Here is a 25,569-nt window from a genome sequence, read left to right on the forward strand (position 1 = left end):
CCTACCCGTCTGACGTTTTGGCACCCTCGGCGGGCCGGTGCCGGGGCACCGGCCCGCCGAGCGACGTGGTCAGCTTCCGGTGCAACTCGCGGTGGCTCCGCTGCCGGTGCCGGTGCCCTGGAATCCGAAACTGGTGGCCTGTCCCGCGGCCAGTCGCCCGTTGTAGCTCTGGTTCGCGACGGTGATGGTTCCGCTGGTGCCGCTGCTGACCCCGTTCCACAGCGAGCTGACCGACGCGCCGCCGGGCAGGGTGAGGGTGACCCGCCAGCCGGTCAGCGCGGTGGTTCCCGCGGTGACGCTGACGTTGGCGACGAATCCGCCGTTCCACTGGTCCTGCACGGAGTAGACAGCGGTGCAGCCGGGGGTGCCGGTGGGCGGCGGCGTGGTGGGAGGTGGGGTGGTCGGCGGCGGCGTGGTGGGAGGTGGGGTGGTCGGCGGCGGCGTGGTGGGCGGTGTGCCGTCGTCGAGCGTCAGGTTCTTCTGCTGGACGCTCCACTGGCTGCGGCACAGACCGCAGTCGGCGCCGACGAAGTTGCGACCGGCGGTGGTGTCACCCTTCAGGCGCCACTTGAAGTAGAGGGTCGCGACCCGACCGAACTCGCCGCCGTTGGTCTGGTCGTAGGTGCCGCCGTGCCCGACGTTCAGGTTGCCCATGAAAGCGGGCAGGCCGGCGGGGAGTTTGCCCCAGTCATCCATGGCGTTCGGGTACGCGATGTCGCTGGGCCCGCCGACGAAGTAGGCGATCGGCTTGGTCAGCCTCCGGAGCTGGTAGTCGTCGGCGTCGTTCAGCAGTCCGCTGCTGAAGATGCCGGTCGTGGTGACGCGCGGGTCGTTCGAGACGGCGTACGCCTCCAAGCCTCCGCAGGAGAAGCCGGCGACGGCGACCTTGCTCGTGTCGATCTTGTTGTAGTACTTGCTGCCCTGCCGGGAGTTCTCCGCGACGGCCCAGTCGATGGACTGGGTGAGCATCTGGGAGGTGGTGGAGCCGGACCCGTTCGGAGCACCGTTGGCGATGGCCAGGAAGCCGTGGGAGGCGATCTCGCGGAGGAAGTTGCCCTGGGAGAGGCCGTTGGCCGAGCAGCCGCCGTTGCCCCACACGACGATGGGCAGGCGTTCGGACGGGAGTGTCTGGGGTCGGAAGATGGTGTGATTGGCAAGGGTGGTCGAGGTTTCGTAGTCGGCCGGGTAGGGGCCGGAGCCGCCGACGGCGGCGGACGCCGGTGTCCCGCTCAGCGCCATGATCACGGAGGTGACCGGGACGATGGCGGCCGCCAGGCCCGCGTAGATCTTCGATCGCCTTCTCATTGAACCCTCCAGGAACAGTCACGGTGGCGCTCCCTGGGGTGGTGGTGTCATCCGCACCCCGACGAAGGTGGTCGGCGCTGGCCACGGGTCTGGTCGACAGGGGCGCGTCGCGGCCTGGGCGGTGGCCGTGCCCTCGGCCACCACTGCCCGCTCGTCCGGCGCCGGCGACCGCCCGGCCGCGGTCCCCACAGGCGATCCGATGGGAGCTGTGTGCAGTTACTATCACTCTCGTAACGAAAAGTGTCAATGTCTGGGCTATTCTGACCGGCCGCGACCGGTCAGCCGACAGGTGGTCTGCCGCCGATCGGCGCCGGGCGGGAGGGGTTCCTCGACGCCCGGAAATGGGTGATCCACGACGAGGCCTGCGGCCAGTGCGGCGTCATCACCTCGACCAGACGCGCCTGGGCGAGCGAGCCGAGCATGGTGTGGATGTCCAGGAAGGTCTCCCGGGCCTCGGGACGGGGCCAGGGCTGCGGTAGCAGATGCGCGGGCAGGTCCGGGTCGACGTCGGCGAACTTCCGCCAGGAGTCCATGGCTGAGGTGCGCGCCACCAGCGCCCGGGCCCCGTCCACCTCCCCGTTGCGCGCGGCCGTTCGCAGTTGCGCGTACCGCGCGACGAAGCTCGCGTACGCCGAGGCGAGAGCGGTCAGGTCGTACGCGGCGGCCGGACCGTGTGGCCCGGTCTCCTCGTCGAACCGGGCGTGCAGGACCGACCACCGGGCGCCCTCCACGTGCCGCAGCAACGCACGCAGCGCCTCCCGCACCGGCGCGGCGTCGGACCCCGGCCGGATCCACACGCGGTCGTACAGGCCCACGAAGCCCAGTGCGCTCAACGACCTGCGCAGCGCGTGACGGGACGCCTGGCCGGAACTCGGAAGGGAGAAGGACGCCAACAGCCACTCGCCGGTCCAGGACGCCGGGTGGGAGCCGAAGTTCAGGAAGTGCTGCATCCGGGAGCGGTGCTTGGCGATCGCCTGCGGCGTGAGGTGGTAGACCGGCGGCCGGCGGTTCCCCCGCACGGCGATGAGACCACGCTTGACCAGCCGGGACAGCGCGGCACGGGCACTGGACTCGCTGACCCCGAACTCGCCCAGCATCGCGATGACCGCCGTCGAGGGCAGGTCGGCCTCCGCGGAGTCGAGGTACTCGCCGAGCAGGGTCGTCAGAAGGTGCTGCGGGCTGGACCCGGCCTGGGCCCGGGGGGTTCGGACGTCGTCGGCGGGCTCGTGGAGGTTCACCTCACCAGACTGCCGCACCACGACGCGCACGGGCCTCGTCACGAGCAGGGCGGGGTAAGGCGCTGCCCGGGGCGGACGAGGGCACTATCGTTCTGGCGTGCACATCCGCTTCGACGTCCCCGCCGATCCCGCCTACCCCGGCCGGGTGGCCGCCGCGCTCGGCGCCGTCCGGCTCCGCAGATTCGGCTATATCGGAGCGGTCCTGACGGCGGTCGGGGTCATCGGCCTCGTCATCTCGCGGGGGTTCGGGTGGGGCGAGCGGAGTGCACCGCTGTGGACCGCGCTGGTCGTTGCCGGTGTGCTGTCGATGCTGTACCGGCCGTGGGTGCTGGCCCGCGCCCGACGCCGCTCCGGCCGCTACGCCGTCGCGGGCGCGTACGACATCACCGATGACAACATCATGATGCGCAGCGGCTCCGAGTCCGGTGGCATCGCCTGGGACGGGGTCGACCAGGTGCGCGACGTCGGAGATTTCTGGGTCGTGTACGTCGGCCGGATGCCGGCGACCGTGATCCCGCGCTGGCTGATGGCCGCCGAGGACGCCGAGACGTTGCGCGCCCACCTGACCGAACGAGGGCTGCTGGGACATCGGTGAGCCCGGCTGGCGTGCCGGAAAGCGGCACGCCAGCGTCGCGGAATCGGGCCGCCGTGTCGGCATCCGCGGCCCCTGATCGGCGACGGCTACCTATCCTCGACGGAGATGCACCACATCTGAGTGGTGGCCGTCGGCCCGACGGCTGACAGGAGGCCGTCATGAGCAGCAAGGATCGACCTGCGGGGATCAGCCCCACGGCGGTGGAGTCAGCGCCGGGGCTGTGGCGGATCGACCTGCAACGGCACGACCTCAGCATCCCCGGGCGGGAGGTCATTCAGACCCGGGTGGAGTTCACGCCGGATTCGCCACCGTTCAAGCACTTCCACCCCGGCGAGGAAATCATCTGCGTTCTGCAGGGAACGCTGGAATACCGGCTCGAGGGGCAGCCGCCCGTGGTGTGCAATCCCGGCGACGCGCTGACCGTTCCGTACGGTGTGCACCACCAGGCCCGCAATGTCGGTGACGGTATCGCTGTCGAGCTGGCCACGTACGTCGTCGAGAAGGGGAAACCACTTCTCACCAAGGTGGAGTGAGTCGGGGGCCAGGCGAGTCGCCTGGCCCCCTCCGTGCGGGCTCGGTCAGCCCAGGTACTTCTCCCACGGACCGGTGATGGCCAGGGTGAGGCCCGGGTCCTGCATGTTGACGAAGAGCACCTTGCCGTCGGCGCTGAAGGTCGGCCCGCAGAACTCCGAGTCGTTGAGCTGGTTGCGGGCGATCGGGTACGTCGGGCCGCCCGGGATGGTGCTGAGCACGTGCGAGGCGCCGGAGCCGTCCTCGGCGAGCACGAGGCTGCCCCACGGGGTGACCGTCACGTTGTCCGGGCCGTCGAAGGTGAGGTCGGTGTACCTGACCGCCGTGCCCTCCTCGGACTGGGTCTGGTGCGGGAAGTACGTCACCAACTGGATGGTCTGGTCCTTGAAGTTGTAGAACCACACCATGCCGTCGTGCGGCGCCGCGTCCGCCGGCAGGTCACCCTCGTCCCAGGCGTACGAGTTGACCACGTACACGCCCTCGTCGGTGGCCCACACGCCCTCGAACTTGCGTCCCCGGGTGACCTGGCCGTCGGCGAACTGCTCGCGTACCGACGTGGTGCGTGCGTCGCGGTCCGGCACCTCGATCCAGCGGACCGGGAAGGGGCGGCCCAACTGGGCGGAGGTCAGGTACGCGACGTCCGGCAGCACCGAACCGTCGTCCATGATGATCTGCATGGCGGCGAGGACACCGGCGTTCGGTGCGAGGCGGGTGAGCACGCCCGGGCCCAGCTTGACGCCGTGCGGCGCCGTCCAGCGGTAGAAGAGGCCGTTGGGCCCGTCGGCGTCCTCGGAGAGGTAGATCCGGGTGCGGTCCCTGTCGACGGCCAGAGCCTCGTGGGAGTAGCGGCCCAGGCACTTGATCGGCTTCGGGTCGGCGCTGCCGTCGGCCCACACCTCGAAGACGTAGCCGTGGTCCTTCTGGTAGACGCCGGAGCGGTTGCCCTCTTCCCACTTGTCGCCGGCCCGGTCCTCGGTCTCCTCGCAGGTGAGCCAGGTGCCCCAGGGGGTCGGCCCGCCGGCGCAGTTGGAGATGGTGCCGGAGAGCGCCACGAACTCACCCAGGTTGCGGCCCGCGAGGTCGGTCTTGATCACTGTGCAACCGCCGGCGTCGACAGCGCCCGCGTCGTAGACGGTCCCCTTGACGTGCGGCACACCGAACTCGGCGCCCGGGTCGATCTCGTGGTTCTGGATCAGGGTGTACCGGCCCCGGCCGGCGTCGTAGACGGCCATGCCGTCGTGGTCCGAGGGGGTCACGCCCTGGCCGCGGTCGAGCCGGGTGACGCCGGTCCGGGTGATCACCGTGTAGCTGAAGCCCTTGGGCAGGGCCAGGACTCCCTTGGGGTCGTCCACCAGCGGCGGGAAGGGCACGTTGCCGGGCTTCACCGGCGGGTGCGGCCGGGCCGGGCTGGCCTGGGCCAGGGACGGCAGGCCGCCCGCGACGGCAAGGCCGACGCCGGCGGCGGCACCGCTGGCGAGGAAGGTACGACGAGAGGAAGGCACGCGGATCAGCTCCTGGTCAGGACAAGTGCGACGGCTCGCAGCCAACTCCTGCGGGCGGACGGCGACACGTCACCAGTGGGAGCGGACGGTGACATCGGGGTGAAGAGTCAGGGTCGCGACGGCGTGCGGGTTGTGATGTCGGCGGCCTGCGGGCTTGACCTTGACGCTGCGTCAACCCTCCATGCTGACGCCATGAGCATCCCGCCACCAACAGCGCAGGTCGAGCAGCCAGCGATCCACGTGCACGGCCTGGAGAAGTCGTTCAAGCAGCTGAGGGTGCTGCGCGGCGTCGACATCGACGTGGCGCGCGGCAGCATCTTCGCCCTGCTCGGCTCGAACGGGGCCGGCAAGACCACCGTGGTGCGAATCCTGGCCACGCTCCTGAAGGCCGACGGGGGGACCGCCCGGGTTGCCGGCTTCGACGTGGCGACCCAGGCCGCCGACGTACGGCAGGCGATCAGCCTCACCGGGCAGTTCGCGGCTGTCGACGAAATCCTCACCGGCCGGGAGAACCTGGTCCTGGTCGCCCGGTTGCGCCACCTCAGTGAGCCCGGCGTGATCGCTGACGACCTGCTGCGGCGCTTCTCGCTGACCGAGGCGGGCAGCCGCAGGGTGCGGACCTACTCCGGCGGCATGCGTCGCCGGCTGGACATCGCGATGAGCCTGATCGGGAACCCGCCGGTGATCTTCCTCGACGAGCCGACGACCGGGCTGGACCCGGAGGCGCGCATCGAGGTGTGGCAGGCGGTCAGGGAACTCGCCAGTGGCGGCACCACAGTGCTGCTCACCACCCAGTACCTCGACGAGGCGGAGCAGCTCGCCGACCGCATCGCGATCCTGCACGAGGGCCGGATCGTCGTGAACGGCACCCTCGACGAACTCAAGCAGCTCCTGCCACCCGCCCAGGTCGAGTACGTGGAGAAGCAGCCGACCCTGGAGGACGTCTTCCTCACCCTCGTCGGCACGAAGACGGAGAAGGAACAACGATGAACAAGCACTTCCTCGGCGACACGACGGTCCTGCTGGGACGCTCACTGCGCCACATCGCCCGCAGCCCGGACACCATCATCACGACCGCTGTCATGCCGATCGCCTTCCTGCTGCTGTTCGTCTACGTCTTCGGCGGCGCGATCGAGACCGGCTCCGACTCGTACGTGAACTATCTGCTCCCCGGCATCCTGCTCATCACCATCGCGTCGGGCATCTCGTACACCGCCTTCCGGCTGTTCCTGGACATGCAGGGCGGCATCTTCGAACGGTTCCAGTCCATGCCGATCGCCCGATCCTCGGTGCTGTGGGCGCACGTGCTGACCTCGCTGGTCGCCAACCTGATCTCGCTCGCCGTGATCGTCCTCGTGGCCCTGGTGATGGGCTTCCGCACCGGCGCCGGGGTGCTGGACTGGCTCGCCGTCGCCGGCATCCTGCTGCTGTTCACCCTGGCGCTGACCTGGATCGCCGTGATCCCCGGCCTCACCGCGAAGTCGGTGGACGGCGCGAGCGCGTTCTCGTACCCGCTGATCTTCCTGCCGTTCGTCAGCTCGGCCTTCGTGCCCACCGCGTCGATGCCCGGCCCGGTGCGCGCCTTCGCCGAGCACCAGCCGGTGACCGCCATCGTCAACGCGATCCGGGACATCTTCGCGCAGAAGCCGGTCGGTGCCGGCATCTGGGCCGCCCTGGCCTGGTGCGTCGGGATCCTCGTGGTCGCGTACGTGTTCGCCAACCTGACCTACCGCCGCAAGATCTCCTGATGCGGATTCGGGTGGGGCCGGACGACTCGCAAGGCAGGATCAGTGCATGTTGACGATCAGCCAACTGGCGGCGTACGCCGGCGTCACCGTGCGGGCGGTACGGCACTACCACCAGATCGGCCTGCTGCCGGAGCCCGAGCGGGACTCCTCGGGCTACCGGCGGTACGGCGCTGCGGCGGCGGTGTCCCTCATCCGGATTCGGATCCTCGCCAACGCCGGGGTGCCGCTGTCCCAGATCGGTCAGATGCTGGAGGCCGACGCGCCGACCTTCGCCGCCGCGGTCGCTGACATCGACAGACAGTTGAGCGACGAGATCGCCCGACTGGAGGCCAGCCGTCAGCAGATCGCGCAACTCGCCGCAGGGGACCGGCTGGCACTCCCGCCGCAGGTGATCGCCTATCTCGACCGGCTCCGGGAGATCGGGGCCTCGGAGCGGGTGGTGGCGGGCGAGCGGGACGGCTGGATCCTGATGGCGGCCCGTTGGCCCGACCGCGTCGGCGACTGGATGCCCGGCAAGATCGCGCAGCTGGATGACCCGCAGGTCGTTCGGCTGTACCAGATCCTGTCCGGGGTCTTCGACAGCGACGCGGGCGACGACGCGCGCCTGGAGGAAGCCGCCGACCTCATCGCCGGCCTGGCCGAGCAGGCGTACGCCTCCGGCGAGATCGACCTCGGCGAGGTGGGGCAGGACGACCTGCCGTTCGACCTGCTGGACGCGCTCGCCGTCGAGGCCGACCCGCGGTTGCAACGCCTGCTGGACCTCGTCCGGGAACGGGGTTGGGCCGGGCTGGCCAGGTTGGAGCGGCTGCCGGCGTCCCCCGACTGACCATCGCCAGCAACCGCGGTCAGCTCTGCTGGTAGTTCACCGCGGCGAACCCGCACGGCTGGTGCAGGTGCAGGTAGTAGGCGCCCTCGCCGACCTCGTCCAGGTCGGCACCCCCGATCAGGCCCAGGTAGTCCATCGGCTCGCCGCAGCCGGGGCAGTCGGGGTGCTCGGCGTCCTGGATCCAGTCGGGCCGGCCACCCACCGTCGAGCCACCCTCGTTCCAGGCGCTGGCCTGGTACGGGCTCGCCAGGGCCGGCCCCGGAACCGGGAGCAGCGTCGGCGGGTCCTCCGGCCCGACGTCACCGCCCAGGTAGCTCGGACGGATGTTGTCAGCCCACCAGTCGGTGGTGCCGGCCGGCGTGACCCGGCTGTACAACGTCGTGTAGCAGGCGCAGAAGTGGCAGGTCTCGATGACCAGGCGGCCGGACCAGCCGGTATGTGCCAGCGCGGCGCGGATCGTGGGGTCGGTGGTGTCAAGGTCGGCGGCGACCCAGAGGGGTGACGTGCACCAGGGGCAGGCGGGTCGGTCGGCTGGCGCGGGCCCGTCCCGCATGACCCACCGGTACGCGAGGTCAGCGCACAGGTCCCGGCGGTTGCCGTCCGGCCCGATCGTCCAACCGCCCTCGAGCGCATAGCTCAGCACGCCGACGTGCAGGTCGTCCGCACCGGCTGGCGGCTGCGTCGACCAGCGACGCAGGGCACGCTCGGCGAGCGGGTGCCCGCTGTGGGCCAGGATGAGGAGCAGGTGGTTGAGCCGGTCCGGCGTCCGCCCGCCGTCGATCTGCTCGATGACCCGGCCGACCACGTCGGCGTTCGCCGCCCGGTACAACGTCGCCGGCCACAGCAGATCGAGGTCGAGCAGACTTGCGTGGTACGGCGACAGTCTCCGCGGATCGGCGGCACCGATCCCGGTCAACTCCTCGATCGCGTCGTCGTCCCCGTCCGCCGCTCTGCCGATCAGTTCCTCGATCACCAGCGGATGGTAGCCGGGTGGCGGCCGCGCTTGTGAGGTCGGCGATCCGTTGACGCATCCGGCGCGGCTCGCCACCACCGGCGGGACGCCCACGCCGCCAGTCCGGCGCCGGCGGCGTTGAGCAGCACGTCGTCCACCGACGACACCCGGTCGAGCCGCAGGACGTACTGGGCGGTCTCGACCAGGATGGAGGAGCCGGCCGCGAGGGCCAGGATTCGCGGTACCGACGCCAGCGCCCGGAACCGCAGCGGGGCGAAGAACCCCACCGAAGCGAAGACCAGCAGATTGCCGACGACCTGGACCGTCGCCGTCAGCGGGCCCCCGTCGGAAAAGATCGTGAGCAGGTCGCGTAGCGGCACCAGGGCCACCCGGCCGGACACCACCCCGGCCTGGTCGCCCGGCAACATGATCATCCAGACCCACGGCACCGTGCCGTAGACGATGCCGACGTCGGCCAGCGACGTCCGCCACGCCGAGGTGGTGCCGGCGGCACGTCGGCGGCGCGCCACCGCCCACACCGTCAGCGCGGCCAACGGCAGCAGGAGCACCGTGATGAGGACGACGCCGTTGATCGTGCCGAGCCAACCGTGCCAACCCTTGACCACGTGCCCCCGCCTCTCGCCCGGCCCCGAAACCTACCCGGACCGGGCGGCGCGCGTTCGCCCGTTTGTGACACCCGTGGGTCGGGGACAACAGCGGCATGGGGACGCAGATCCTGGTGATCCAGGGAGCCGGTGCCGGCGTACACGACGAGTGGGACAACCGGCTGGTGGACAGCCTGCGCCGTGAGCTCGGGGACGGGTACGAGGTCCGCTATCCGCGGATGCCCGACGAGGACGACCCGAGCTACGCCACCTGGAGCGCGGCCATCCGGCGGGAGATCGCGGCGCTGGCCGACGGGGCGATCGTCGTGGGCCACTCGGTGGGCGGGACGATCCTCGTCCACACCCTCGCCGAGCAGCCACCGCAGCGGGTGCTCGGCGCGATCGTGCTGATCGCCGCCCCGTTCGTCGGCACCGGCGGCTGGGCCGCCGACGAGTTCGAGTTGCCGCCCGACCTCGGCGCGAGGCTGCCGCGCGGGGTGCCGGTGCACGTGTTCCACGGCCTCCGGGACGACACGGCGCCACCGTCGCACGCCGACCGGTACGCCGACGTCATCCCGCAGGCGCGTCTGCACCGGCTGCCGGAGCGCGATCACCAGCTCAACGATGACCTGCGCGAGGTGGCTGCGGTGATCCGGCGCGGTCCAGCGACCGCAGCGGACCGTGTTCCGCCGCGGTCGCCGCTCGTCTGAACCGAAGCTGGTGCTCAGCGCATCACGGGTTCAACCGCACCTCGGGCTGGTGGCGGCGGGCGAGGTGATCGATGCCGGTAACAATGGCGGCGATCACCGTGATGAGGATTGCCAGTGGTAGCGGCTGACCGTCGAAGTGCCGCATCGCCGTGTTGACGAGAAGCGGGTCGGGGATGAGCCACCCGGCCAGGAATCCGGTGAGTCCGACGCCGACGATGACGGCGGGCCGATGGCGGCGGACCGCGAAGGCGGCGACGACAGCGGCGGTGGCGGCGGCGAGGATCCCCAGGACCGTCGGCACGGCGTCGAGAACGTAGACGCCGTGGCGTCCCCATGCTCCGGTGCCTTTCCAGGCGAGGATCCCGAGCGGGACGAGGGCCCACCAGAACAGGCGCGGCCGGGGCGCGGTCCACCGCTCCCGGGCGGCGATCACGAGCAGGACGAGGATCGAGACCGGTACGGCGGTGGTGAAGAGCTGTTGGCCGAGATTCGTGCCCATGCCGCCGCCGTTGCGAGCATCGACGACGAACCAACCGACGGTGGCCGTCAGGAATATCGCCTGTACGGTGAGGGCGGTCCGGGCCGCGCCGCACAGCCAGGCGATCAGCGGTGCGAGGGGCAGCAGGCCGAGACCGACTGTCTGTGGCCAGCCGGCGATGATGGCCGGCATGTCGGTGGCGAGGACGGCGCCGGTGAACAGGTCCAGGGTCTGACCGGCGGGCTGGGTGCCGGCGGCGACGAGCAGGGCACTGAGGCCAGTGGTGAGGGCTGTGGTGGTGACGGGCGTGGTGAGTCTCAGTCGGATAGCCAGGGCGACGATGTGCAGTGTCTCGTGCCAGCTCGGGTGCCGGCGGCCGTGGTCGAGGTCCAGCAGCAGTCCGAGTAGTTCCTCGCCGCGGGCGGTGCGGTGCGCGGCTGGCAGCAGCCGCAGCAGCCGTCGATATCGTCGCTCCAGACTGCTCCTGCCCGGGTTCATCCGGTGGTCCCGAGGCGCGGAGCGTTGCGGGCGGCACGTTTGCTGAGGCGCTCCTCGGCGAGCCGGACCGCTCCGGCCATCCGCTGGCTCTCGGCACGGATGGCGTCTGCCCCCGCGTCGGTCAGTTTGTAGAAACGTCGCAGCCGACCCTTCTCCACCTCGTCGTGGTCGGGGGCGATGAGCCCCTGGGCGACGAGACGGTCAAGGGCTCCGTAGAGGGTGCCGGCGCGTAACCGGATCCTGCCGTCGGTCATCTGGTCGACCTCCGTCACCACGGCGTAGCCGTGCCGGGGTTGGTCGGCGAGGGCGGAGAGGATCAGGAACGTCTGCTCACTGAGGTCCATGCACGATATATATCGCACCGCGATATATAAAGCAACGATGCCGGTGTGGGACGTCGCCGGTCGTGCCGCCCCCGGCTGCGTTGCGGGGGGCGGCGCGACCGATCAGTGGGTGGGTGGGCCAGCTGCGGGTGGACCACTGCTGGTTGCTGCCACCGTTGCAGGCCCAGAGGATGAGTTTGGTGCCGTTGGCGGTGGCGGCGCCGTTGGCGTCGAGGCAGAGCCCGGACTGGACGCCGGTGATGGTGCCGTTGGAGTTGAGGTTCCACTGCTGGTTGGTGCCGCCGTGGCAGTCCCAGATGATGGCCTGGGTGCCGTTGGTGGTGCCCTGGCCGAAGGCGTCGAGGCACTTGTTGCCGTACACCTGGAGTTGTTTGCCGGCGGTGTAGGTCCAGCGCTGCGCGGTGCTGTTGCTGATGCAGTCCCAGAGCTGGACCTGGGTGCCGTTGGTGGTGGTGCCGTTCGGTACGTCGGCGCAGCGCCCGGACTGGCCGCCCACGACCTGGGCGTTCTGTTGCGGGTTGCCGCCTCCGGCCGGTGCGTAGCCGGCGGCGTTGATGTTGGCCTGGACGGCGTTCTCGGTGGCGGCCGTCGGGTAGCCGGAGGTCAGTACGCCCTCGAAGAACGTGCCCCGGCCGGTGATGCTGTTGTCGCCGCCGATGCCGAGCAGGATGGCCCCTTCCTTCTTCATCGGGTGGTAGCCGTTGGGGCGTGGCCCGTCGAAGTAGGTCGTCAGGCTGCCCGACTGAGCGTTTCCGCCCCGGATCGCCCAGTGGTTCGGCTCGCCCTTGACCATGGCCGTGACGAAGCGGTGGTTGATGGACGCGATGTTGTTGTAGCCCGCGTTCACCCCGGAGAACAGCCCCCACTCCAGGTCGGCCATGATCCAGGGGCCGGCGCCCGCGCCGTAGCCCCACTGCTTGTTGGCGCCGAAGTAGACGGTCTCCATGATGGCGCGTTCGTCGGCCAGGTTGTTGGTCTGGGCGTTGCCGTAGTCGAAGCAGCACCACTGGTTGTAGTGCGTGCCGTCGACGACCGCGTAGATGCCCTCGGGCTGGTCGCCGGTGGCGACACCGTTGGTGTTGTTGTTGCGGTAGCCGGTGCCGGGGGCGATGTAGACGCCGTACGCCTTCTGGCCACCGACGGTGACCGGGGCCGCCTTCGCGTCGGCGAGGTTGTCCCAACCGCCAGGTGCGGGGCCGGCGAAGCCGCCGGGCGGTGCCTGGGTGAGCCGGTTGTTGCGGCCGGACTGGTCATAGATGATCGTGATGACGCAGCTGGTGTTGGCGCAGAAGGCGTCCTGGGTGGCGGCGTTGGCGTAGCCCCCCTCGCTGAGTACGCCCACGTCGCGGGTGGTGTTGTCCGACGAGCGTCGGACCTGGTAGAGCGGGCCGTTGTAGGCGCCGTACAGCGCGCGGGTGGTGCTGTGCGCGGCCACGCAGGGTGTGCCGCCGGAGGCGTAGATGTCGCACGGGCCGGTGCCGGCGGCATGGGCGACGCCCGGGGTGTCCGAGACCACGTAGACGCCGGCGCTGACGACCACTGCCAGCAGGGTCCCGGCGGCGGCCATCAGGCGACCCAGTTTTCTCTTCACATTCATCGGATCCTTTCCGGTACGGGACGGGGTGCGGTGCGGAGATTGACGTCACACGTCATACCTGTGACATTAATAGTCGTCCATCTATGAGCGCTAGTTGGCACACGTTGGTTGTCGATCGATGAGCCTGAGGACGGATATGCTGGCCGGCGGTGCAAGGTGCGTCCCCGTGTCGGGGCAAGAATCGATTCGAGGGCGATTGATGAACATCGGGGAGATCGCCCGTCGGGCGGGGGTGTCCCGCAGCACCGTCTCCTACGTGCTCAGCGGGAAACGCAGCGTCTCGGAGGGGACCCGGCAACGCATCCAGTCGGTCATCGACGAGTTGAACTACCGGCCGAACGCCAGCGCCCGCGCGCTGAAGGAGGGGCGCACCCGCACCCTCGGGCTGGTCATCCCGCCGGCCAGCCAGCGATTGACAGACATGCAGCTGGGCTTCGTCGCCAGCGTCGTCGAGGCGGCCGCCCGCCACGACCTCGATGTGCTGCTGTCCCCCTCCGGTGGCGACCATGACCGGTCCTTCGAACGGATCGTGACCGGGCGTCGGGTGGACGGCGTGGTCCTGATGGAGATCCGGTTGGCCGACGACCGGGTGACCCGGTTGACCACGGCCGGGCTGCCGTTCGTCACGATCGGCCGGACCGCCGAGCCGCACGGGATGAGCTGGATCGACATCGACTACGCCGGCCTGATCGCCCGGTGCGTGCAACACCTGGCCGATCTGGGGCACCGGCAGGTGGCCCTCGTGAACCGGTCGGCGGAGCTGGTGGCCGCCGGATACGGCCCCAGCCATCGCGCGCTGGCCGGCTTTCGTGCGGCGGCGCTGGAGCGGGGGCTGACCGGCGTGGAGGTCTGCAGCGGCGACGACACGGCCTCCGGCGAGGCGTGCATGGAGCAGCTGCTCGCCACGCACCCGGAGGTCACCGCGGTGGCCACCATCAACGAGGCCGCACTGCCCGGGATGCAGCGCGCGCTGACCGGCGCCGGGTTGTCGGTGCCCCGCGACTTCTCCGTCACCGGCGTCGCCGCGCAGCACTGGGCGGAGGACTTCCGTCCGCCGTTGACCGCCGCCGACGTGCCGATGGTCGAGATGGGCGCCGAGGCGGTGGCGCTCCTGCTGGAGATCATCGCGGCTCCCGGCGCCGTGCCACGACACCGCCTCTACAGCCCGCCCATCTCGTTGCGTTCCAGCACCGGGCCGGTCCGGGCCCGCTGATCCGACCCGGCTACCCGCCCCTGACCCGCCGTTGCTCCGCGGCGGCGGCGAGGATGAGATAGCTGCTCGCGGTCCAGGTATACGCCCGGTCGCGCAGGCCGGTGCCGGTCTCGGCGTCGAAGTTCTCCGCGAAGCCGGACTTCTCACACAGGGCGAGGAAGCGTCGGCTGATGTCGTCGGCGATCCTGGTCTGCCCGGCCCGGCGCAGGCCGTCCTCGACCAGCACCGTGGACGGTGCCCAGATCGGGCCACGCCAGTAGCCGTCGGCCACGTAGTGGGCCGAGTCCGTCGGCTCGGTGGCCAGCCCGTGCGTGGTCAGGTGGGTTTCGACGCCTCGCGCCAGCGCGGCGGCGACCGGGGCCGGCAGGTCGGCCCCCAGCGCGACGGGCATCAGGTCGAGCAGACTGCGGCTGGATCGCCGCTGCCCGGTACGGGGGTCACGGGCACGGAAACGCTCACCGTCCCACAGGTCGCGCAGCATGGCAGCGTGGATCCGGTCGGCCTCCCGGGACCAGCGGGCGGCGGGCTCACCCAGCTCGGTGGCGAGGTCGGCGAGGCAGCGCAGCTGCGACACCAGGAACGCGGCGAGGTCGGCCGTCTCGAGGACCCGGCTGTCGTCGAAGGTGGTGGCGTTGTCCCAACCGCTGTCGTTGCCGTGGTGGTAGTGCGGCAGGTCGTGGCCGGGGGCCCGCCGCGCGTCGAGCCAGAACCCGGTCCAGCGCGCCACCCGGTCGTAGGTCTGCGCCAGCGCCGCCCGATCCGGCGGCTCGGGAAGGCGTCGGCGCAGGTGACGCAGGGCCCAGCCGTGGATGGGGGGCTTGACGTAGTTGTGCAGGACCTCGGAGTGGGTGACCGAGTCGGGCAGGGCGCCGGTCTCGTCCTGGTGGTCGAAGGGCAGCTGGAACTGGTGCCAGGCCAGCTCCGGCTCGCCGGCAGCCAGGGCTATCGCGTTGAAGCAGTGGTCCCAGCTCCACACCTTGTCCATCCAGTGCTTGGACATCAGCACGGCCGGTCGGGTGACGAAACCCGCCGGAGCGACGGTGGCCGACCACAGGACGTACGCGGCCAGCTCGGCGGCCGGGGTCTGGGCACCACGCCAGGGCGCGATCGCGTCGACGAACGCGGTGAACTCGGCCATCCGGTCACGGCACAACCGCTCGAAGGCGACGGATCCGGCGTACGGACGGCGCGCCGTGGCGTACTCCTCGATCGCGATCTCCCAGGGCTGGTCGCCCGGCAGGTCCACGGACCGGTCGGCGGTGCCGAGCGCCTGCGCGCCGTCGGTCCGCGACAGAGCGCCGGAGAGCACTGTGACCCGGTAGCGGCGACCGGTCTCGTACGAGGTGAACACGTGTGACCCGTCGACCGGGTCGGCGTACAGGTAGGTGCCGCTGAACGGGGTGAGGGTGTGCGCGGCGGCGGCCACCCGCAGGCCGAGCCGGTGGCCCCGGATCCGCAGGGTGTCCGGCCCGTCGTAGACGGCCTCGATCCGGCCGGTGCCGTTGTGCCAGGTCAGCACCGTGGGTGTGGCGACGACGGTGGTGCCGGCGACACTGGGGGCGAGCCGCAGGACGGGGTGCAGCCCGGTCTGGTGCGAGACCAGGTGCAGATCGTCGGCGTACGTCTTCTCGGCTACCACCGGGGAGATGTCGAACCAGGATCCTCGGTAGCTGAACGGGATGTCCTGGATTCCGAACTCCGGACCGGACGGGGCGACGGTCATGGGTGGCGGGTGCCTCTCTGTGGTGCGGGTGGTCGGTCCTCGACCGCCGCGGATGGTCAGTCCTTGACGGCGCCGGCGGTCACGCCCATCGAGACGTAGCGCTGGGCCAGGATCAGCAGTACGGCGGCGGGGATCGAGGCGACGACGGCGGTGGCCATGATGGCGTTCCACTGCTGGTTGTTGTTGCCGATGTAGTGGTAGATGCCGAGGGTGATCGGCTGGTGGTCGCCGCCTCCGGCCAGGGTCGAGGCGAAGATGAAGTCCGACCAGGACCACAGGAACGCGAAGAGCGACACCGTGACGATCGAGTTGCGGCTGACCGGCAGCACCACCGACCAGAAGGTCCGCAGTCGACCGGCGCCGTCGACCACTGCGGCCTGGAGCAGCTCGTCGGGGATGCCTGACATGAAGGCCGTGAAGATCAGGACGCCGAACGGCACCGCGAGCGTGGTGTCGGCCAGGATCAGGCCGGGCAGCGTGTTCAGGACGCCGAGGGTGAGGAAGATGGCGTAGAAGCCCATCGCCATGATGATTCCCGGGATCATCTGCGCGATCAGCAGCACGAAGCTCAGCGCCGGCCCGCCGGGTGGCCGCAGCTTCGCCAGGGCGTAGCCGGCGGGGGCGGCCAGTGCGACTGTCAGTGCCACGGTGCCGAGGCCGACCAGGAAGCTGGTGCCGAGGTACGGCAGTTGCTGGTCGAGCACCGCCCGGTAGCCGTCCAGGGTGCCGTTCGTGGGGAACAGGTGCGGGGGACTGGCCCGCATGTCCTGGTCCCGGGTGAAGGACACATTGATCATCCAGTAGACGGGGAAGAGCATCAGCCCGGTCAGCACCAGGCCGACGCCGGTCTTCCACCAGGCCCGAGGCGTCGAGGTGGTCATCGCAGCTGCTGCCTCCGCTCGATCCGGATGTAGACGAGGCCGGCGATCAGGGCCAGCACGATGAGCAGGTTCCCGATGGCCGCGCCCGGGCCGAACTCGGGCAGCAGGTTGCCGAAGCCGAGCCGGTACGACCAGGTGGCGAGCGTGGCGGAGGAGCCGGTCGGGCCACCCCTGGTCATGATCCAGATGATGTCGAAGACCTTCAGCGTGTAGATCAACCCCAGCAGGAGCGTGATCGCGGAGACGGGACGCAGCAGCGGGAAGGTGATCCCCCAGAACCGTTGCCACCCGGTCGCGCCGTCGAGCGCGGACGCCTCGTACATCTCCGCCGGGATCGCCTGGAGGCCGCTGTACAGCACCACCAGGTTGAACGGGATGCCGATCCAGACGTTCGCGATGACCACCGAGGTGAGCGACCAGCCCGGTGAGGTGAGCCAGTTGACCGGGTCGATCCCGACGACGCCGAGCGCCGCGTTGACCAGCCCCGAGTCGCTGTTGAGCAGCCACGACCAGGTCGACGCCGAGACGATCAGCGGCAACAGCCACGGTACGAGGATCAGCGCCCGCAGCGTGCGCGACAGCGGGAAGTGCTGGTGGAAGAAGAGGGCCAGGGCCATCCCGATGGTGAACTGGAAGGCGAGCGAGGCCGCGGTGAAGACCACCGTGTGCGTGAGCGTGGGCCAGAACGCCGGGTCGGTCAGGACCGTCCGGTAGTTGTCGAGGCCGGCGAACGGTGCCCCGCCCTGCACGAACGAGCGGACGGTGTACTCCCGCAGGCTCAACTCGACGTTGCGGTAGAGCGGGTAGGCGTAGAAGGCCGCCAGGTAGATGGTCACCGGGGCCAGGAAGCCCCAGGCCCACCATCGGTTGGGCCGGCGGGCCCGGGACGGGGGAGGCCCGGGTGGGGCGGTGCTCGCCGCCCCACCCTGGTCCCGTACGGCAGTGGAGGTCTCTGTCGTGGCGCGCATGGTGTCGGTTCGGATCGCTTACCTGGTCGAGGCGGCGGTCTGCGCGGCGGTCAGCGCCTCCTGTGGTGACTTCCCGCCGCTGAGGGCCGCCTGGACCGCCGTCCACAGGGATTCGGAGATCTTCGGGTACTTCGTACCGAGGTTGTCACCGGTGCGGCCCTTGGCTGCCCGGACCGCCTCCACCCAGACCTTGAGCTTCGGGTCCGCGGTCGCCTGTCGCTCCTGCACGGCGGCGACGGGTGCGACGTAGGAGAGCGTGGTGTCCGTGGTGAGGAGGTTGTCGGCGTTGGTCAGACAGGCGACGAGCTGCTGCGACGTCTGGTAACGACCGGTGTTTTTCTGCACCGGGATGGAGACGAACTCACCACCGGTGGGCGCCGGGGCCGGGCCGCCCGCGCTGGCCGGGACCGGGATGGTGCCGTACGCGAAGGGAAGCTTCTCCGCGTTCGCCAACTGCCAGGTGCCGTTCTCGGCGAACGCGTAGTCGCCGGTGGCGAACTCCTGCCAGCTGGTGGTCTGGGTGTTGTTGATGACGGAGTTGGGGGCGTGGCCCTGCTTGAGCCAGTCGGTCCAGAGCGTCAGTGCGGACACCGCCTGCGGCGAGTCCAGGCTGGTCAGTTGGGCCCCCGATCCCCAGAACCAGGGCAGGAACTGGAAGCTGCCCTCCTCGGTGCCGATCGCGGAGAAGGTGATGCCCTTCTTCCCCTTGGCCTTGACCTTGGTCAGGGCTGCGGTCAGCGACGTCCAGTCCGTGACGGTGGCGGGATCGACGCCGGCGGCGGTGAGCAGGTCCTTGTTGTAGTAGAGGGCGAGGGTGTTGGCCCCGATCGGCACCCCGTAGGTCTTGCCGTCGCTCTGGCCGGCGCCGAGCAGGTTCTTCTCCATGGCGGAGACGTCCAGCTTGTTGTCGTCGGTGGTGGTGAGCGCACCGGCCTCGGCCAGCGTCGAGATGACCGGGTTGTCGACGATCAGCACGTCCGGCGAGTTCCCCTGCTGGGCGGCGAGCAGCGCCTTGTTGGTCAGGTCGGTGGTGTCGTAGCCGGTTCGCTCGACCGTCACTCCGGCCGAGGTGCCGCACTTCTTGAGCAGCGCGACCCACTCGGAGTCGTCGGCGAACTGCGGATACGGGTCCCAGACGAGGTAGGCGCCCCCGTCGGAGGGGCCGTCGGTGGACGACGAGCAGGCACTGCCCGTCACTGCGGCGAGAGCTATCACGGCGACGGCGGCCAGGCGCCGCCGACGATTCAGTCCGGTCATCTGGTGCCTCACTTCAAATCGATCGTCAGGTGGGGTGTGTGGGTTGATCGTCGCGGGTTGGACCAGTCCAACCATGACGCGAATCGATTCGACGAATCGGTTCGCCCGAAGATAGGTCTGGGCGTGGCCGGGGGTCAAGAGCCGGTCGGCCGGTCGAGGAGGATCGCAGGGCAACGTGGACGTAACCGCGCCGTCATCTCATTGACATCGTTCAGTTCGTGGTCCTACGATCCGTGCGAATCGATTCGCAAGCGCTGCCCTCCGGAGAGCGTCCCCCGCGCCCCACCAAGGAGCCGCCCGTGAAAACCCCGTCCCGCAGCAGGTCAGGACGAGCCCGCGTGTTCGCGGCCCGACTCGTCGTCGGCCTGCTCGCCGCCGCAGCCGCCGTCACCGTCGTCGCGTCCCCCGCCCAGGCCGCCGACGAGTCGATCAGTGTCAACTTCTCCACCACCAGCGGTGCGCCGACCTACCGCGCGTCCGGCTGGATCTACGGCATGACCGAGAACGCCAGCGGCCCCGCCGACCACTTCTACCGGGACGTCAAGTTCCAGTACATGCGCGCCGGTGGCGCGCAGCTTCCGGGGAGTGGCTGGGTCGGCGGCACGTACGACCGTCGCTGGAACTCGACCCTCGCCCAGGCGCGCCGGACCACGTCCCTCGGCGGAAAGTTCATCATCCTGCCGCACGACCTGTGGGGCGCCGACGGTGCCGGAATCTCCCGCTTCCCCGGTGACAACGGCAACTGGACCGACTACGACAACTTCCTGACCCGCCTGATCAGCGACGTACGGGCGTCCGGCCTGTCGGTGCAGTGGGACATCTGGAACGAACCCAACATCACCATCTTCTGGAACCGGCCGATCTCCCAGTACCTCGAACTCTGGCGTCGGACCTACCAGCGCATCCGGGCGGAGTTCCCCAGCCAGCTCATCGTCGGGCCGAGCTGCGCCTGCGTGCCGTCGACCACGCACGCCTTCTGGAACCAGTACCTGGACTTCGTGCGCTCGACCAACACGGTGCCGGACATCATCAGCTGGCACTCGCTGCCCGGTGACCCGGTCGCCAACGTCGCCGCCGCCAACGCCACCCTCGACCCGCGCGGCATCGCCCACCCACGTCCGTACCAGATCAACGAGTACGGCGCGCCGGACGAGCAGAACCCGGCCGACGGCGCCTGGTACATCGCGCGTCTGGAACGGGCCCGGGCCGACGGCCTGCGGGCGAACTGGGCCAGCGGCGGCAGTCTGCACAACGACCTCGGCAACCTGTTGATCCGCAACTCGGCCGGCCAGCACCAGCCCAAGGGGGAGTGGTGGAACTACCGCTACTACGCCTCCCAGGTCGGCGAGAACGTCGCGGTGACCCCCAGCCAGTCGTACGACGCGTACGCCACGAAGACGGCCGGGTCGGCGAAGGTCCTGCTCGGCGGTGGTCGTACCACCGGGAACCTGACCGTCAACCTGCAACGCCTGGACACCACCAGCGGCATCGTGCAGAACAACCAGGTCCGGGTCGTCACCCAACGCATCCTGCACAACGGCGGTGGCGCCGTGCCGGGGCCGGTCACGGTCTCGAACAGCGTGGTCACGGTCTCCAACAACAACGCGACGGTGACAGTTCCGTACACCAACCAGACCGACACCTACACCGTCACGCTGCTGCCCCCCTCGGACGGTGGCTTCCAGTCGGTGGCGGTGGCCCAACACTCCCAGCAGTGCCTGAACAACGCCGGGCTGAGCACCGCCGACGGCAACGTCCAGCAGCAGAACCACTGCGACGGGGGTGACCAGCAGCTGTGGAACTTCCGGCCGGTGGCCGGCGTGGCCAACACCTACACGGTGGTCAACCAGCAGAGCGGCAAGTGTCTCGACGTCAGCGGCGTGTCCACCGCCGACGGCGCGGCGGTGCACCAGTGGACCTGCCTGAACGGCCTCAACCAGCAGTTCACGCTGCGCAAGGTGACCTACGCCGGCAGCGACTCGCACGACTACCAGCTCATCGCCCGCCACAGTGGCAAGTGCGTCGATGTCAACGCGGTCTCCACGGCGGCCGGCGCGCAGGTGCACCAGTGGACCTGCCGGGCGGCCAACCAGGGCAGCCCGTTGAACCAGACGTGGCGGCTCCTGGGGCGGTAGGCGTCCCGGGAAATGGTGACGCGCTGGCCGTCGGTCCCACGGCCAGCGCGTCACGTCGCATTGCATTCATTGACATAAATTCCACAAAGGTCATACGATTCGCTGCGAATCGATTCGCCGCCACCACTGACCTGGCGCATCGACAATCCCCCTCGCCTCCACGACTTCCGAGGAGCACCCCGTGCGAACCCCGTCCCCCATCGGGCCAGGAAAGGCCCGTGACCTCATCCCGAGACGTCGTCGCGCCCGACGGCTGACCGCCGTGGCGGGCGCTCTGGTCGGCGTTCTCGTCGGCATCGGCGCCACCCCGGGCGCCTCGTCGCCGTCCGCCGAGGCGGCCGCCGCGCCGCTGGCGGCCGCCATCCAACCGGGGCAGAGCACCCCCATCGTCGGCACCGCATCCGGCCGCTGCCTCGAAGTGCCCAACTCCAGCACCACCAACGGCACCCAGACGCAACTCTGGGACTGCAACGGCAGCGCCGGCCAGAGCTGGACCTGGACGTCGACAAAGCAACTCCAGGTGTACGGCAACAAGTGCCTGGACGCCTCCGGCCGGGGCACCACCAACGGCACCCAGGTGATCATCTGGGACTGCAACGGCCAGAACAACCAGCAGTGGAACGTCAACAGCAACGGCACCGTCACCGGCGTGCAGTCCGGGCTCTGCCTCGACGCCAACGGCGCGGCCACCGCCAACGGCACCAAAATCATCCTCTGGGCCTGCAACGGCGGCACCAACCAGCAGTGGGCCTCGCCGACCACCACCCCGCCGCCGACCAACCCGCCCACCGGCGCGCGCCCGTGCGACATCTACGCCTCCGGCGGCACCCCGTGCATCGCCGCGCACAGCACCACGCGAGCGCTCTACGAGGCGTACGCCGGCAACCTGTACCAGGTCCGACGCTCGTCGGACAACACGACCCGCAACATCGGGCTCACGGCAACCGGCGGCACCGCCAACGCGGCCACGCAGGACTCGTTCTGCGCCGGCACGACCTGCGTGATCACCGTGGTCTTCGACCAGTCCGGGCGTGGCAACGACCTCTGGTACCAGGGGTCGAGCGTGGTGCCGGGCTCGCCCCAGAGCAAGCCGGCGATCGCGACCTCGGAGTCGCTGACCGTGGGCGGCGCGAAGGCGTACTCGCTCTACATCAATCCCGGTAACAGCTACTGGCGCGACGGGCACCTCACCGGCGTGCCGACCGGCGCGGCCCCCGAGGGCATGTACATGGTGACCAGCGGGACCCACGTCAACAGCGGCTGCTGCTTCGACTACGGCAACAGCGAGACGACCAGGAAGGCCGACGCCGCCGGGGCGATGGACGCCATCAACTTCAGCAAGCAGTGCTGGTTCGGCGGCTGCTCCGGCAGCGGGCCCTGGGTGCAGGCGGACCTGGAGTGGGGCCTCTTCCCAGGTGGCAGCCAGGCCTGGAACCCGAACCAGCGTGCCTTCACCAGCAAGTTCGTGACCGCGACGTTGAAGAACAACGGCACGACCCGCTTCGCCATCAAGGGTAGCGACGCCCAGTCCGGCAGCCTCTACACGCTGTACGACGGCTCGCTCCCGCCGGGATACAGCCCGATGAAGAAGCAGGGCGCGATCATCCTGGGCAGCGGCGGTGACTGCTGCAAGCCCGACGGTGGCGCGAACCTGAGCGCCGGCACCTTCTACGAGGGGGCCATGGTCGCCGGCTACCCGTCCGACGCGACCGAGAACGCGGTGCAGGCCAGCGTGGTGGGCGCCGGTTACCGCTGACCCGGTGACGCCGGAACGGGGGAGTGCGCCGGTCACCACGCGGTGGTGACCGGCGCACTGTCTCGCCGACGCCAGCCTGGTCTCAGGCGATGGCGCAGGACGCGCCGTTGAGGGTGAACGAGGACGGCCGGGCGTTGTTGCCGGTGTGGGTGGCCTGGAAGCCGATGGTCACCGAGCCGTTGGCGGGGATGCCGCCGTTGTAGGCGACGTTGCGGGCCGTCACCTGCCCGGAGTTGGGCGAATAGGTGGCGTTCCAGCCCGAGGTGATGGTCTGCCCGCTCGGCAGGGTGAAGACCAGTGACCAGCCGTTGACGGCGCTGGTGCTGGTGTTCGTAATGGTGATGTTCTCGGTCAGGCCGTTGTTCCAGGCGTTGACGGCGACGCTCACCCGACAGGCGCCGTTGGCCGGCGGCGGCGTGGTGGGCGGCGGCGTGGTCGGGGGTGGCGTGGTCGGGGGTGGCGTCGTCGGCGGCGGGGTGGTCGGCGGCGGCGTCGTGGGGTTGGTCAGGCCGAAGAACTGCAGGGCCGCGGCAGCCATTCCGCCGGAGGGCAGGCTGTGCCCGGCCCCCTGGATGCTGTACGCCTCAACCTGGACGGTGCCGTTGCTGTCGGCGTAGCGACGCCGGTTCCAGTTGGCCTGGGGCGTGTCGGTGGAGGTGGGTGTCTGGCTCAGCCCGAACACGTTGGTCCACTGCTCGATCGTCTCCTGCAGCAACGAGTACGGCACGAGCGTGTCGCTGGTGCCGTGCCACAGCTGCACGCGCGGGCGGGGCCCGGAGTAACCCGGGTACGCCTGGCGGACCGCGTCGCCCCACTGCTGCGGGGTCCGGTTCATGTTGCCGCCGGTGCACTGGCTGCTGCCGGGCGGATAGTCCGCCGCGTTGGCGAAGCAGTTGAACGGCACGCCCATGAACGCGGCGCCGGCCTTGAACACGTCGGGGTAGAGCGCCAGCATGTGGTTCGTCATCATGCCGCCGGAGGAACTGCCGGTGGCGTAGACCCGGTCCCCGTCGGCCGCGTACTGCTGCTGCACGTACCGGATCATGGAGATGATCGACACCGGGTCGCTGCCGCCACCACGTCGCTTGGCGGCGTCCGACCAGGTGTCGAAGCAGTTGCCGAACCCGGCCTGCTGGGTGGCGGACGGGTAGATGACGATGTATCCGTAGCGGTCCGCGAGGCTGGCGAACTCGCTCCCGGAGTAGAAGCCGGGGCCGGATCCTCCGCAGCCGTGCATGGCCACCACGACCGCCGGGCGGGCCGGGCGGTTGTCCGGCACGTAGACGTGCATGCGCATCCGACCCGGGTTGTCACCGAAGCTGGTCACCTCGGTCAGCGACGCCGCGTACGCGGGTCGGAGCGCGGGGACCAGCAGGCCGGCTGTCAGCAGCGGCACGGCGAGGGCGAGCAGCAGTTTTCTCTTGATTCTCAACGGACGACTCCTTCGATTGCCGGTTCGGCTGGGATTGGTCGCGCGATCCGTCAGCGGGTGCGCCCGGTTCCCGCGTGATCGCGCCTGCCCGCTACCTGTGGCTTGCCCTGCCCGGCTCCGGACGGCATTGCGTGGCAATTAGTGTTCCCCTCGGACCGACAAGTGTCAATCGAAGTTTCTCTATCGCGAGGTGGTCCCGGGGCTCGGCGGGGAGCGGCGATCCGTCTACAGTCGTCACACCGTCCCTGAAGAGCACGGAGCGCCTGTGGCAAGCCCGTTCGACATCGACGAGATATATCCGGACGACGGAGATCACGAACTCCGGCTGCCCAGGCGGCAGGTGGGCAACTCCCCCCAGGGGGTCGCCGTGACCCTGTTGGCGGACTACACCCTGCGGACCCGTGTCCCCCTGCCGTCCGCCGCCATCGTGGCGCTGCTCGGAGAGACCGGCGTGACGACGGCCGGGGCGCGCACCGCGATCAGCCGGCTGGCCCGCCGCGGGGTCCTGGAGGGCAGCCGACTGGGGCGCCGCAGCTCGTACCGCCTCAGCCGCGCAGCGGCGGCCAGCCTCTCCGCGGGCGCCCACTGGATCCTCGCCTCCACCACCTCGACGGTGCGATGGGACGGGTGCTGGACGGTTGTCGCCTTCTCGCTGCCGCAGGAGCTGAGCACGCAGCGACGCGCGCTGCGGGCTCAGCTGCGGTGGCTCGGCTACGCGCCGCTGTACGACGGGCTGTGGATCTCGCCGCGCGAACTGAACGCTCCGGCTCGGGCTCGGCTCGACCAGCTCACCCTCGGTGCCGTGACGGTGTTTCGCGGCCGACAGACCCCGCTCGGCTCGGCGGCTCATCGTGCCCCGATCGAGGCCTGGGACATCCAGGCGATCAGTCGGAGCTACGACGCGTTCCTGCGGCGCTGGACGCCGCTGCTGCCCGCTGTGGTGTCCGGGGAGGTCGACGGGGTTGCCGCGGTGCGGGCGCGTACCGAGGTGATGGACACCTTCCGGCGGTTTCCCGTACTCGATCCGCAGTTGCCCCTGGAGCTTCTTCCGCAGGGGTGGCTCCGGCGGCCGGCGCAGGAGTTGTTCGCGGCCGTCTACGACGGCCTCGCCGCGCCCGCCGAGCGGCACGTTCGGGCGGTCGTCGCCCGGTTTGCCGACGGCACACAGCCCGACATCCGGGCACACACCACCGCCGACATGCTCGCCGGTGTACGCGTCGAGGCGAGCCTGGCCGAGCATGGGCATAGCGGTTCTGCCGGCTGACGAGAATTACG

23 protein-coding genes are annotated in these 25,569 nt (G+C 70.0%); 10 read left to right on the plus strand and 13 right to left on the minus strand.

Features of this window, described 5'->3' with window-relative positions:
* Positions 1-69: 69 nt before the first annotated feature.
* Both IF22_RS0118950 and IF22_RS0118955 read right to left on the minus strand, forming a co-directional pair.
* Positions 70-1,305, minus strand: coding sequence for a cellulose binding domain-containing protein (locus IF22_RS0118950; protein ID WP_030333795.1), 1,236 nt, complete (start codon positions 1,303-1,305; stop codon positions 70-72).
* A gap of 278 nt (positions 1,306-1,583) precedes the next feature.
* A complete protein-coding gene (locus IF22_RS0118955) occupies positions 1,584-2,543 on the minus strand; it encodes a PaaX family transcriptional regulator (protein WP_030333796.1) in 960 nt (319 codons plus the stop codon).
* A 97-nt stretch (positions 2,544-2,640) separates the two neighbouring features.
* Here IF22_RS0118955 and IF22_RS0118960 point away from each other — a divergent pair, with 97 nt between their 5' ends.
* Together IF22_RS0118960 and IF22_RS0118965 are read left to right on the plus strand one after the other, a co-directional pair.
* Positions 2,641-3,138 carry a YcxB family protein gene (locus tag IF22_RS0118960; protein ID WP_030333798.1) on the plus strand — a complete coding sequence of 166 codons (498 nt, stop codon included), beginning with the start codon at positions 2,641-2,643 and terminating at the stop codon, positions 3,136-3,138.
* A 158-nt stretch (positions 3,139-3,296) separates the two neighbouring features.
* Positions 3,297-3,671: a cupin domain-containing protein gene (locus IF22_RS0118965; protein ID WP_030333800.1), complete on the plus strand. Its 375-nt coding sequence runs from the start codon at positions 3,297-3,299 to the stop codon at positions 3,669-3,671.
* A 45-nt stretch (positions 3,672-3,716) separates the two neighbouring features.
* Here the strand turns inward: IF22_RS0118965 and IF22_RS0118970 are convergent, their stop codons facing one another.
* On the minus strand, positions 3,717-5,171 hold the full coding sequence (locus tag IF22_RS0118970) for an alkaline phosphatase PhoX (protein ID WP_030333802.1): 1,455 nt from the start codon (positions 5,169-5,171) through the stop codon (positions 3,717-3,719).
* Between the two features lie 192 nt (positions 5,172-5,363).
* On the opposite strand from IF22_RS0118970, the gene IF22_RS0118975 reads away from it, so the two are divergent.
* From IF22_RS0118975 to IF22_RS0118985, 3 genes are read left to right on the plus strand one after another with little or no spacing between them, the layout of a single operon-like run.
* On the plus strand, positions 5,364-6,161 hold the full coding sequence (locus IF22_RS0118975) for an ABC transporter ATP-binding protein (RefSeq protein ID WP_030333804.1): 798 nt from the start codon (positions 5,364-5,366) through the stop codon (positions 6,159-6,161).
* Entirely contained in the window at positions 6,158-6,919 is a 762-nt protein-coding gene (locus tag IF22_RS0118980; protein ID WP_030333805.1) for an ABC transporter permease, read from the plus strand. The genes IF22_RS0118975 and IF22_RS0118980 overlap by 4 nt, the downstream gene beginning before the upstream one ends.
* Before the next feature lie 46 nt (positions 6,920-6,965).
* Positions 6,966-7,745, plus strand: a complete 780-nt coding sequence (locus IF22_RS0118985) for a MerR family transcriptional regulator (RefSeq protein ID WP_030333807.1) — start codon at positions 6,966-6,968, stop codon at positions 7,743-7,745.
* A 19-nt stretch (positions 7,746-7,764) separates the two neighbouring features.
* Here IF22_RS0118985 and IF22_RS0118990 read toward each other — a convergent pair whose 3' ends face one another.
* Positions 7,765-8,718, minus strand: a complete 954-nt coding sequence (locus IF22_RS0118990) for a hypothetical protein (protein ID WP_030333809.1) — start codon at positions 8,716-8,718, stop codon at positions 7,765-7,767.
* Positions 8,715-9,323, minus strand: a complete 609-nt coding sequence (locus tag IF22_RS0118995; RefSeq protein WP_051708618.1) for a VanZ family protein — start codon at positions 9,321-9,323, stop codon at positions 8,715-8,717. The genes IF22_RS0118990 and IF22_RS0118995 overlap by 4 nt, the downstream gene beginning before the upstream one ends.
* 95 nt (positions 9,324-9,418) lie before the next feature.
* Here IF22_RS0118995 and IF22_RS0119000 point away from each other — a divergent pair, with 95 nt between their 5' ends.
* The gene (locus IF22_RS0119000) at positions 9,419-10,012 is read left to right on the plus strand and encodes an alpha/beta fold hydrolase (RefSeq protein ID WP_051708619.1); all 594 of its coding nucleotides are present in this window, start codon (positions 9,419-9,421) and stop codon (positions 10,010-10,012) included.
* 22 nt (positions 10,013-10,034) lie between these two features.
* On the opposite strand, the gene IF22_RS0119005 is transcribed toward IF22_RS0119000, so the two are convergent.
* The 3 genes from IF22_RS0119005 to IF22_RS0119015 are packed head-to-tail and all read right to left on the minus strand — an operon-like array spanning position 10,035 to position 12,899.
* Positions 10,035-10,988, minus strand: coding sequence for a hypothetical protein (locus IF22_RS0119005; protein WP_030333813.1), 954 nt, complete (start codon positions 10,986-10,988; stop codon positions 10,035-10,037).
* Positions 10,985-11,332 carry a PadR family transcriptional regulator gene (locus tag IF22_RS0119010; RefSeq protein WP_030333815.1) on the minus strand — a complete coding sequence of 116 codons (348 nt, stop codon included), beginning with the start codon at positions 11,330-11,332 and terminating at the stop codon, positions 10,985-10,987. The genes IF22_RS0119005 and IF22_RS0119010 overlap by 4 nt, the downstream gene beginning before the upstream one ends.
* Complete coding sequence (locus IF22_RS0119015) at positions 11,319-12,899, minus strand: arabinofuranosidase catalytic domain-containing protein (RefSeq protein ID WP_425339851.1); 1,581 nt, start codon at positions 12,897-12,899, stop codon at positions 11,319-11,321. Before IF22_RS0119015 ends, IF22_RS0119010 begins: the two co-directional genes overlap by 14 nt.
* Before the next feature lie 229 nt (positions 12,900-13,128).
* On the opposite strand from IF22_RS0119015, the gene IF22_RS0119020 reads away from it, so the two are divergent.
* Positions 13,129-14,142, plus strand: coding sequence for a LacI family DNA-binding transcriptional regulator (locus tag IF22_RS0119020; RefSeq protein WP_030333818.1), 1,014 nt, complete (start codon positions 13,129-13,131; stop codon positions 14,140-14,142).
* Between the two features lie 10 nt (positions 14,143-14,152).
* Here the strand turns inward: IF22_RS0119020 and IF22_RS0119025 are convergent, their stop codons facing one another.
* Genes IF22_RS0119025 through IF22_RS0119040 form a run of 4 tightly spaced genes read right to left on the minus strand, consistent with a single transcriptional unit; the run spans position 14,153 to position 18,971 of the window.
* The gene (locus IF22_RS0119025; protein WP_030333820.1) at positions 14,153-15,865 is read right to left on the minus strand and encodes an amylo-alpha-1,6-glucosidase; all 1,713 of its coding nucleotides are present in this window, start codon (positions 15,863-15,865) and stop codon (positions 14,153-14,155) included.
* 56 nt (positions 15,866-15,921) lie between these two features.
* Positions 15,922-16,746, minus strand: a complete 825-nt coding sequence (locus IF22_RS0119030) for a carbohydrate ABC transporter permease (protein ID WP_030333822.1) — start codon at positions 16,744-16,746, stop codon at positions 15,922-15,924.
* Complete coding sequence (locus IF22_RS0119035; protein WP_030333824.1) at positions 16,743-17,714, minus strand: carbohydrate ABC transporter permease; 972 nt, start codon at positions 17,712-17,714, stop codon at positions 16,743-16,745. Before IF22_RS0119035 ends, IF22_RS0119030 begins: the two co-directional genes overlap by 4 nt.
* 18 nt (positions 17,715-17,732) lie before the next feature.
* Positions 17,733-18,971 carry a sugar ABC transporter substrate-binding protein gene (locus tag IF22_RS0119040; RefSeq protein ID WP_030333826.1) on the minus strand — a complete coding sequence of 413 codons (1,239 nt, stop codon included), beginning with the start codon at positions 18,969-18,971 and terminating at the stop codon, positions 17,733-17,735.
* Positions 18,972-19,309: 338 nt separating this feature from the next.
* Between IF22_RS0119040 and IF22_RS0119045 the strand changes: the two genes are divergently transcribed.
* The gene (locus IF22_RS0119045) at positions 19,310-21,106 is read left to right on the plus strand and encodes an RICIN domain-containing protein (RefSeq protein WP_051708620.1); all 1,797 of its coding nucleotides are present in this window, start codon (positions 19,310-19,312) and stop codon (positions 21,104-21,106) included.
* A 181-nt stretch (positions 21,107-21,287) separates the two neighbouring features.
* Positions 21,288-22,862 carry an arabinofuranosidase catalytic domain-containing protein gene (locus tag IF22_RS0119050; protein ID WP_209444577.1) on the plus strand — a complete coding sequence of 525 codons (1,575 nt, stop codon included), beginning with the start codon at positions 21,288-21,290 and terminating at the stop codon, positions 22,860-22,862.
* An 82-nt stretch (positions 22,863-22,944) separates the two neighbouring features.
* Here the strand turns inward: IF22_RS0119050 and IF22_RS0119055 are convergent, their stop codons facing one another.
* Entirely contained in the window at positions 22,945-24,294 is a 1,350-nt protein-coding gene (locus IF22_RS0119055) for an extracellular catalytic domain type 1 short-chain-length polyhydroxyalkanoate depolymerase (RefSeq protein ID WP_030333831.1), read from the minus strand.
* Positions 24,295-24,559: 265 nt separating this feature from the next.
* On the opposite strand from IF22_RS0119055, the gene IF22_RS0119060 reads away from it, so the two are divergent.
* On the plus strand, positions 24,560-25,558 hold the full coding sequence (locus IF22_RS0119060; protein WP_051708621.1) for a PaaX family transcriptional regulator: 999 nt from the start codon (positions 24,560-24,562) through the stop codon (positions 25,556-25,558).
* Positions 25,559-25,569: the final 11 nt, after the last annotated feature.

Origin of the sequence: Micromonospora parva (assembly GCF_000718515.1) — a bacterium.
Taxonomy (GTDB): domain Bacteria; phylum Actinomycetota; class Actinomycetes; order Mycobacteriales; family Micromonosporaceae; genus Micromonospora; species Micromonospora parva.

Bases quoted from the DNA above. Each gene is read 5' to 3' on its own strand.
- IF22_RS0118950 (WP_030333795.1), bottom strand. From the start codon at position 1,305: ATGAGAAGGCGATCGAAGATCTACGCGGGCCTGGCGGCCGCCATCGTC.
- IF22_RS0118965 (WP_030333800.1), top strand. From the start codon at position 3,297: ATGAGCAGCAAGGATCGACCTGCGGGGATCAGCCCCACGGCGGTGGAG.
- IF22_RS0118975 (WP_030333804.1), top strand. From the start codon at position 5,364: ATGAGCATCCCGCCACCAACAGCGCAGGTCGAGCAGCCAGCGATCCAC.
- IF22_RS0118980 (WP_030333805.1), top strand. From the start codon at position 6,158: ATGAACAAGCACTTCCTCGGCGACACGACGGTCCTGCTGGGACGCTCA.
- IF22_RS0118985 (WP_030333807.1), top strand. From the start codon at position 6,966: ATGTTGACGATCAGCCAACTGGCGGCGTACGCCGGCGTCACCGTGCGG.
- IF22_RS0119000 (WP_051708619.1), top strand. From the start codon at position 9,419: ATGGGGACGCAGATCCTGGTGATCCAGGGAGCCGGTGCCGGCGTACAC.
- IF22_RS0119005 (WP_030333813.1), bottom strand. From the start codon at position 10,988: ATGAACCCGGGCAGGAGCAGTCTGGAGCGACGATATCGACGGCTGCTG.
- IF22_RS0119010 (WP_030333815.1), bottom strand. From the start codon at position 11,332: ATGGACCTCAGTGAGCAGACGTTCCTGATCCTCTCCGCCCTCGCCGAC.
- IF22_RS0119015 (WP_425339851.1), bottom strand. From the start codon at position 12,899: ATGGCCGCCGCCGGGACCCTGCTGGCAGTGGTCGTCAGCGCCGGCGTC.
- IF22_RS0119020 (WP_030333818.1), top strand. From the start codon at position 13,129: ATGAACATCGGGGAGATCGCCCGTCGGGCGGGGGTGTCCCGCAGCACC.
- IF22_RS0119025 (WP_030333820.1), bottom strand. From the start codon at position 15,865: ATGACCGTCGCCCCGTCCGGTCCGGAGTTCGGAATCCAGGACATCCCG.
- IF22_RS0119030 (WP_030333822.1), bottom strand. From the start codon at position 16,746: ATGACCACCTCGACGCCTCGGGCCTGGTGGAAGACCGGCGTCGGCCTG.
- IF22_RS0119035 (WP_030333824.1), bottom strand. From the start codon at position 17,714: ATGCGCGCCACGACAGAGACCTCCACTGCCGTACGGGACCAGGGTGGG.
- IF22_RS0119040 (WP_030333826.1), bottom strand. From the start codon at position 18,971: ATGACCGGACTGAATCGTCGGCGGCGCCTGGCCGCCGTCGCCGTGATA.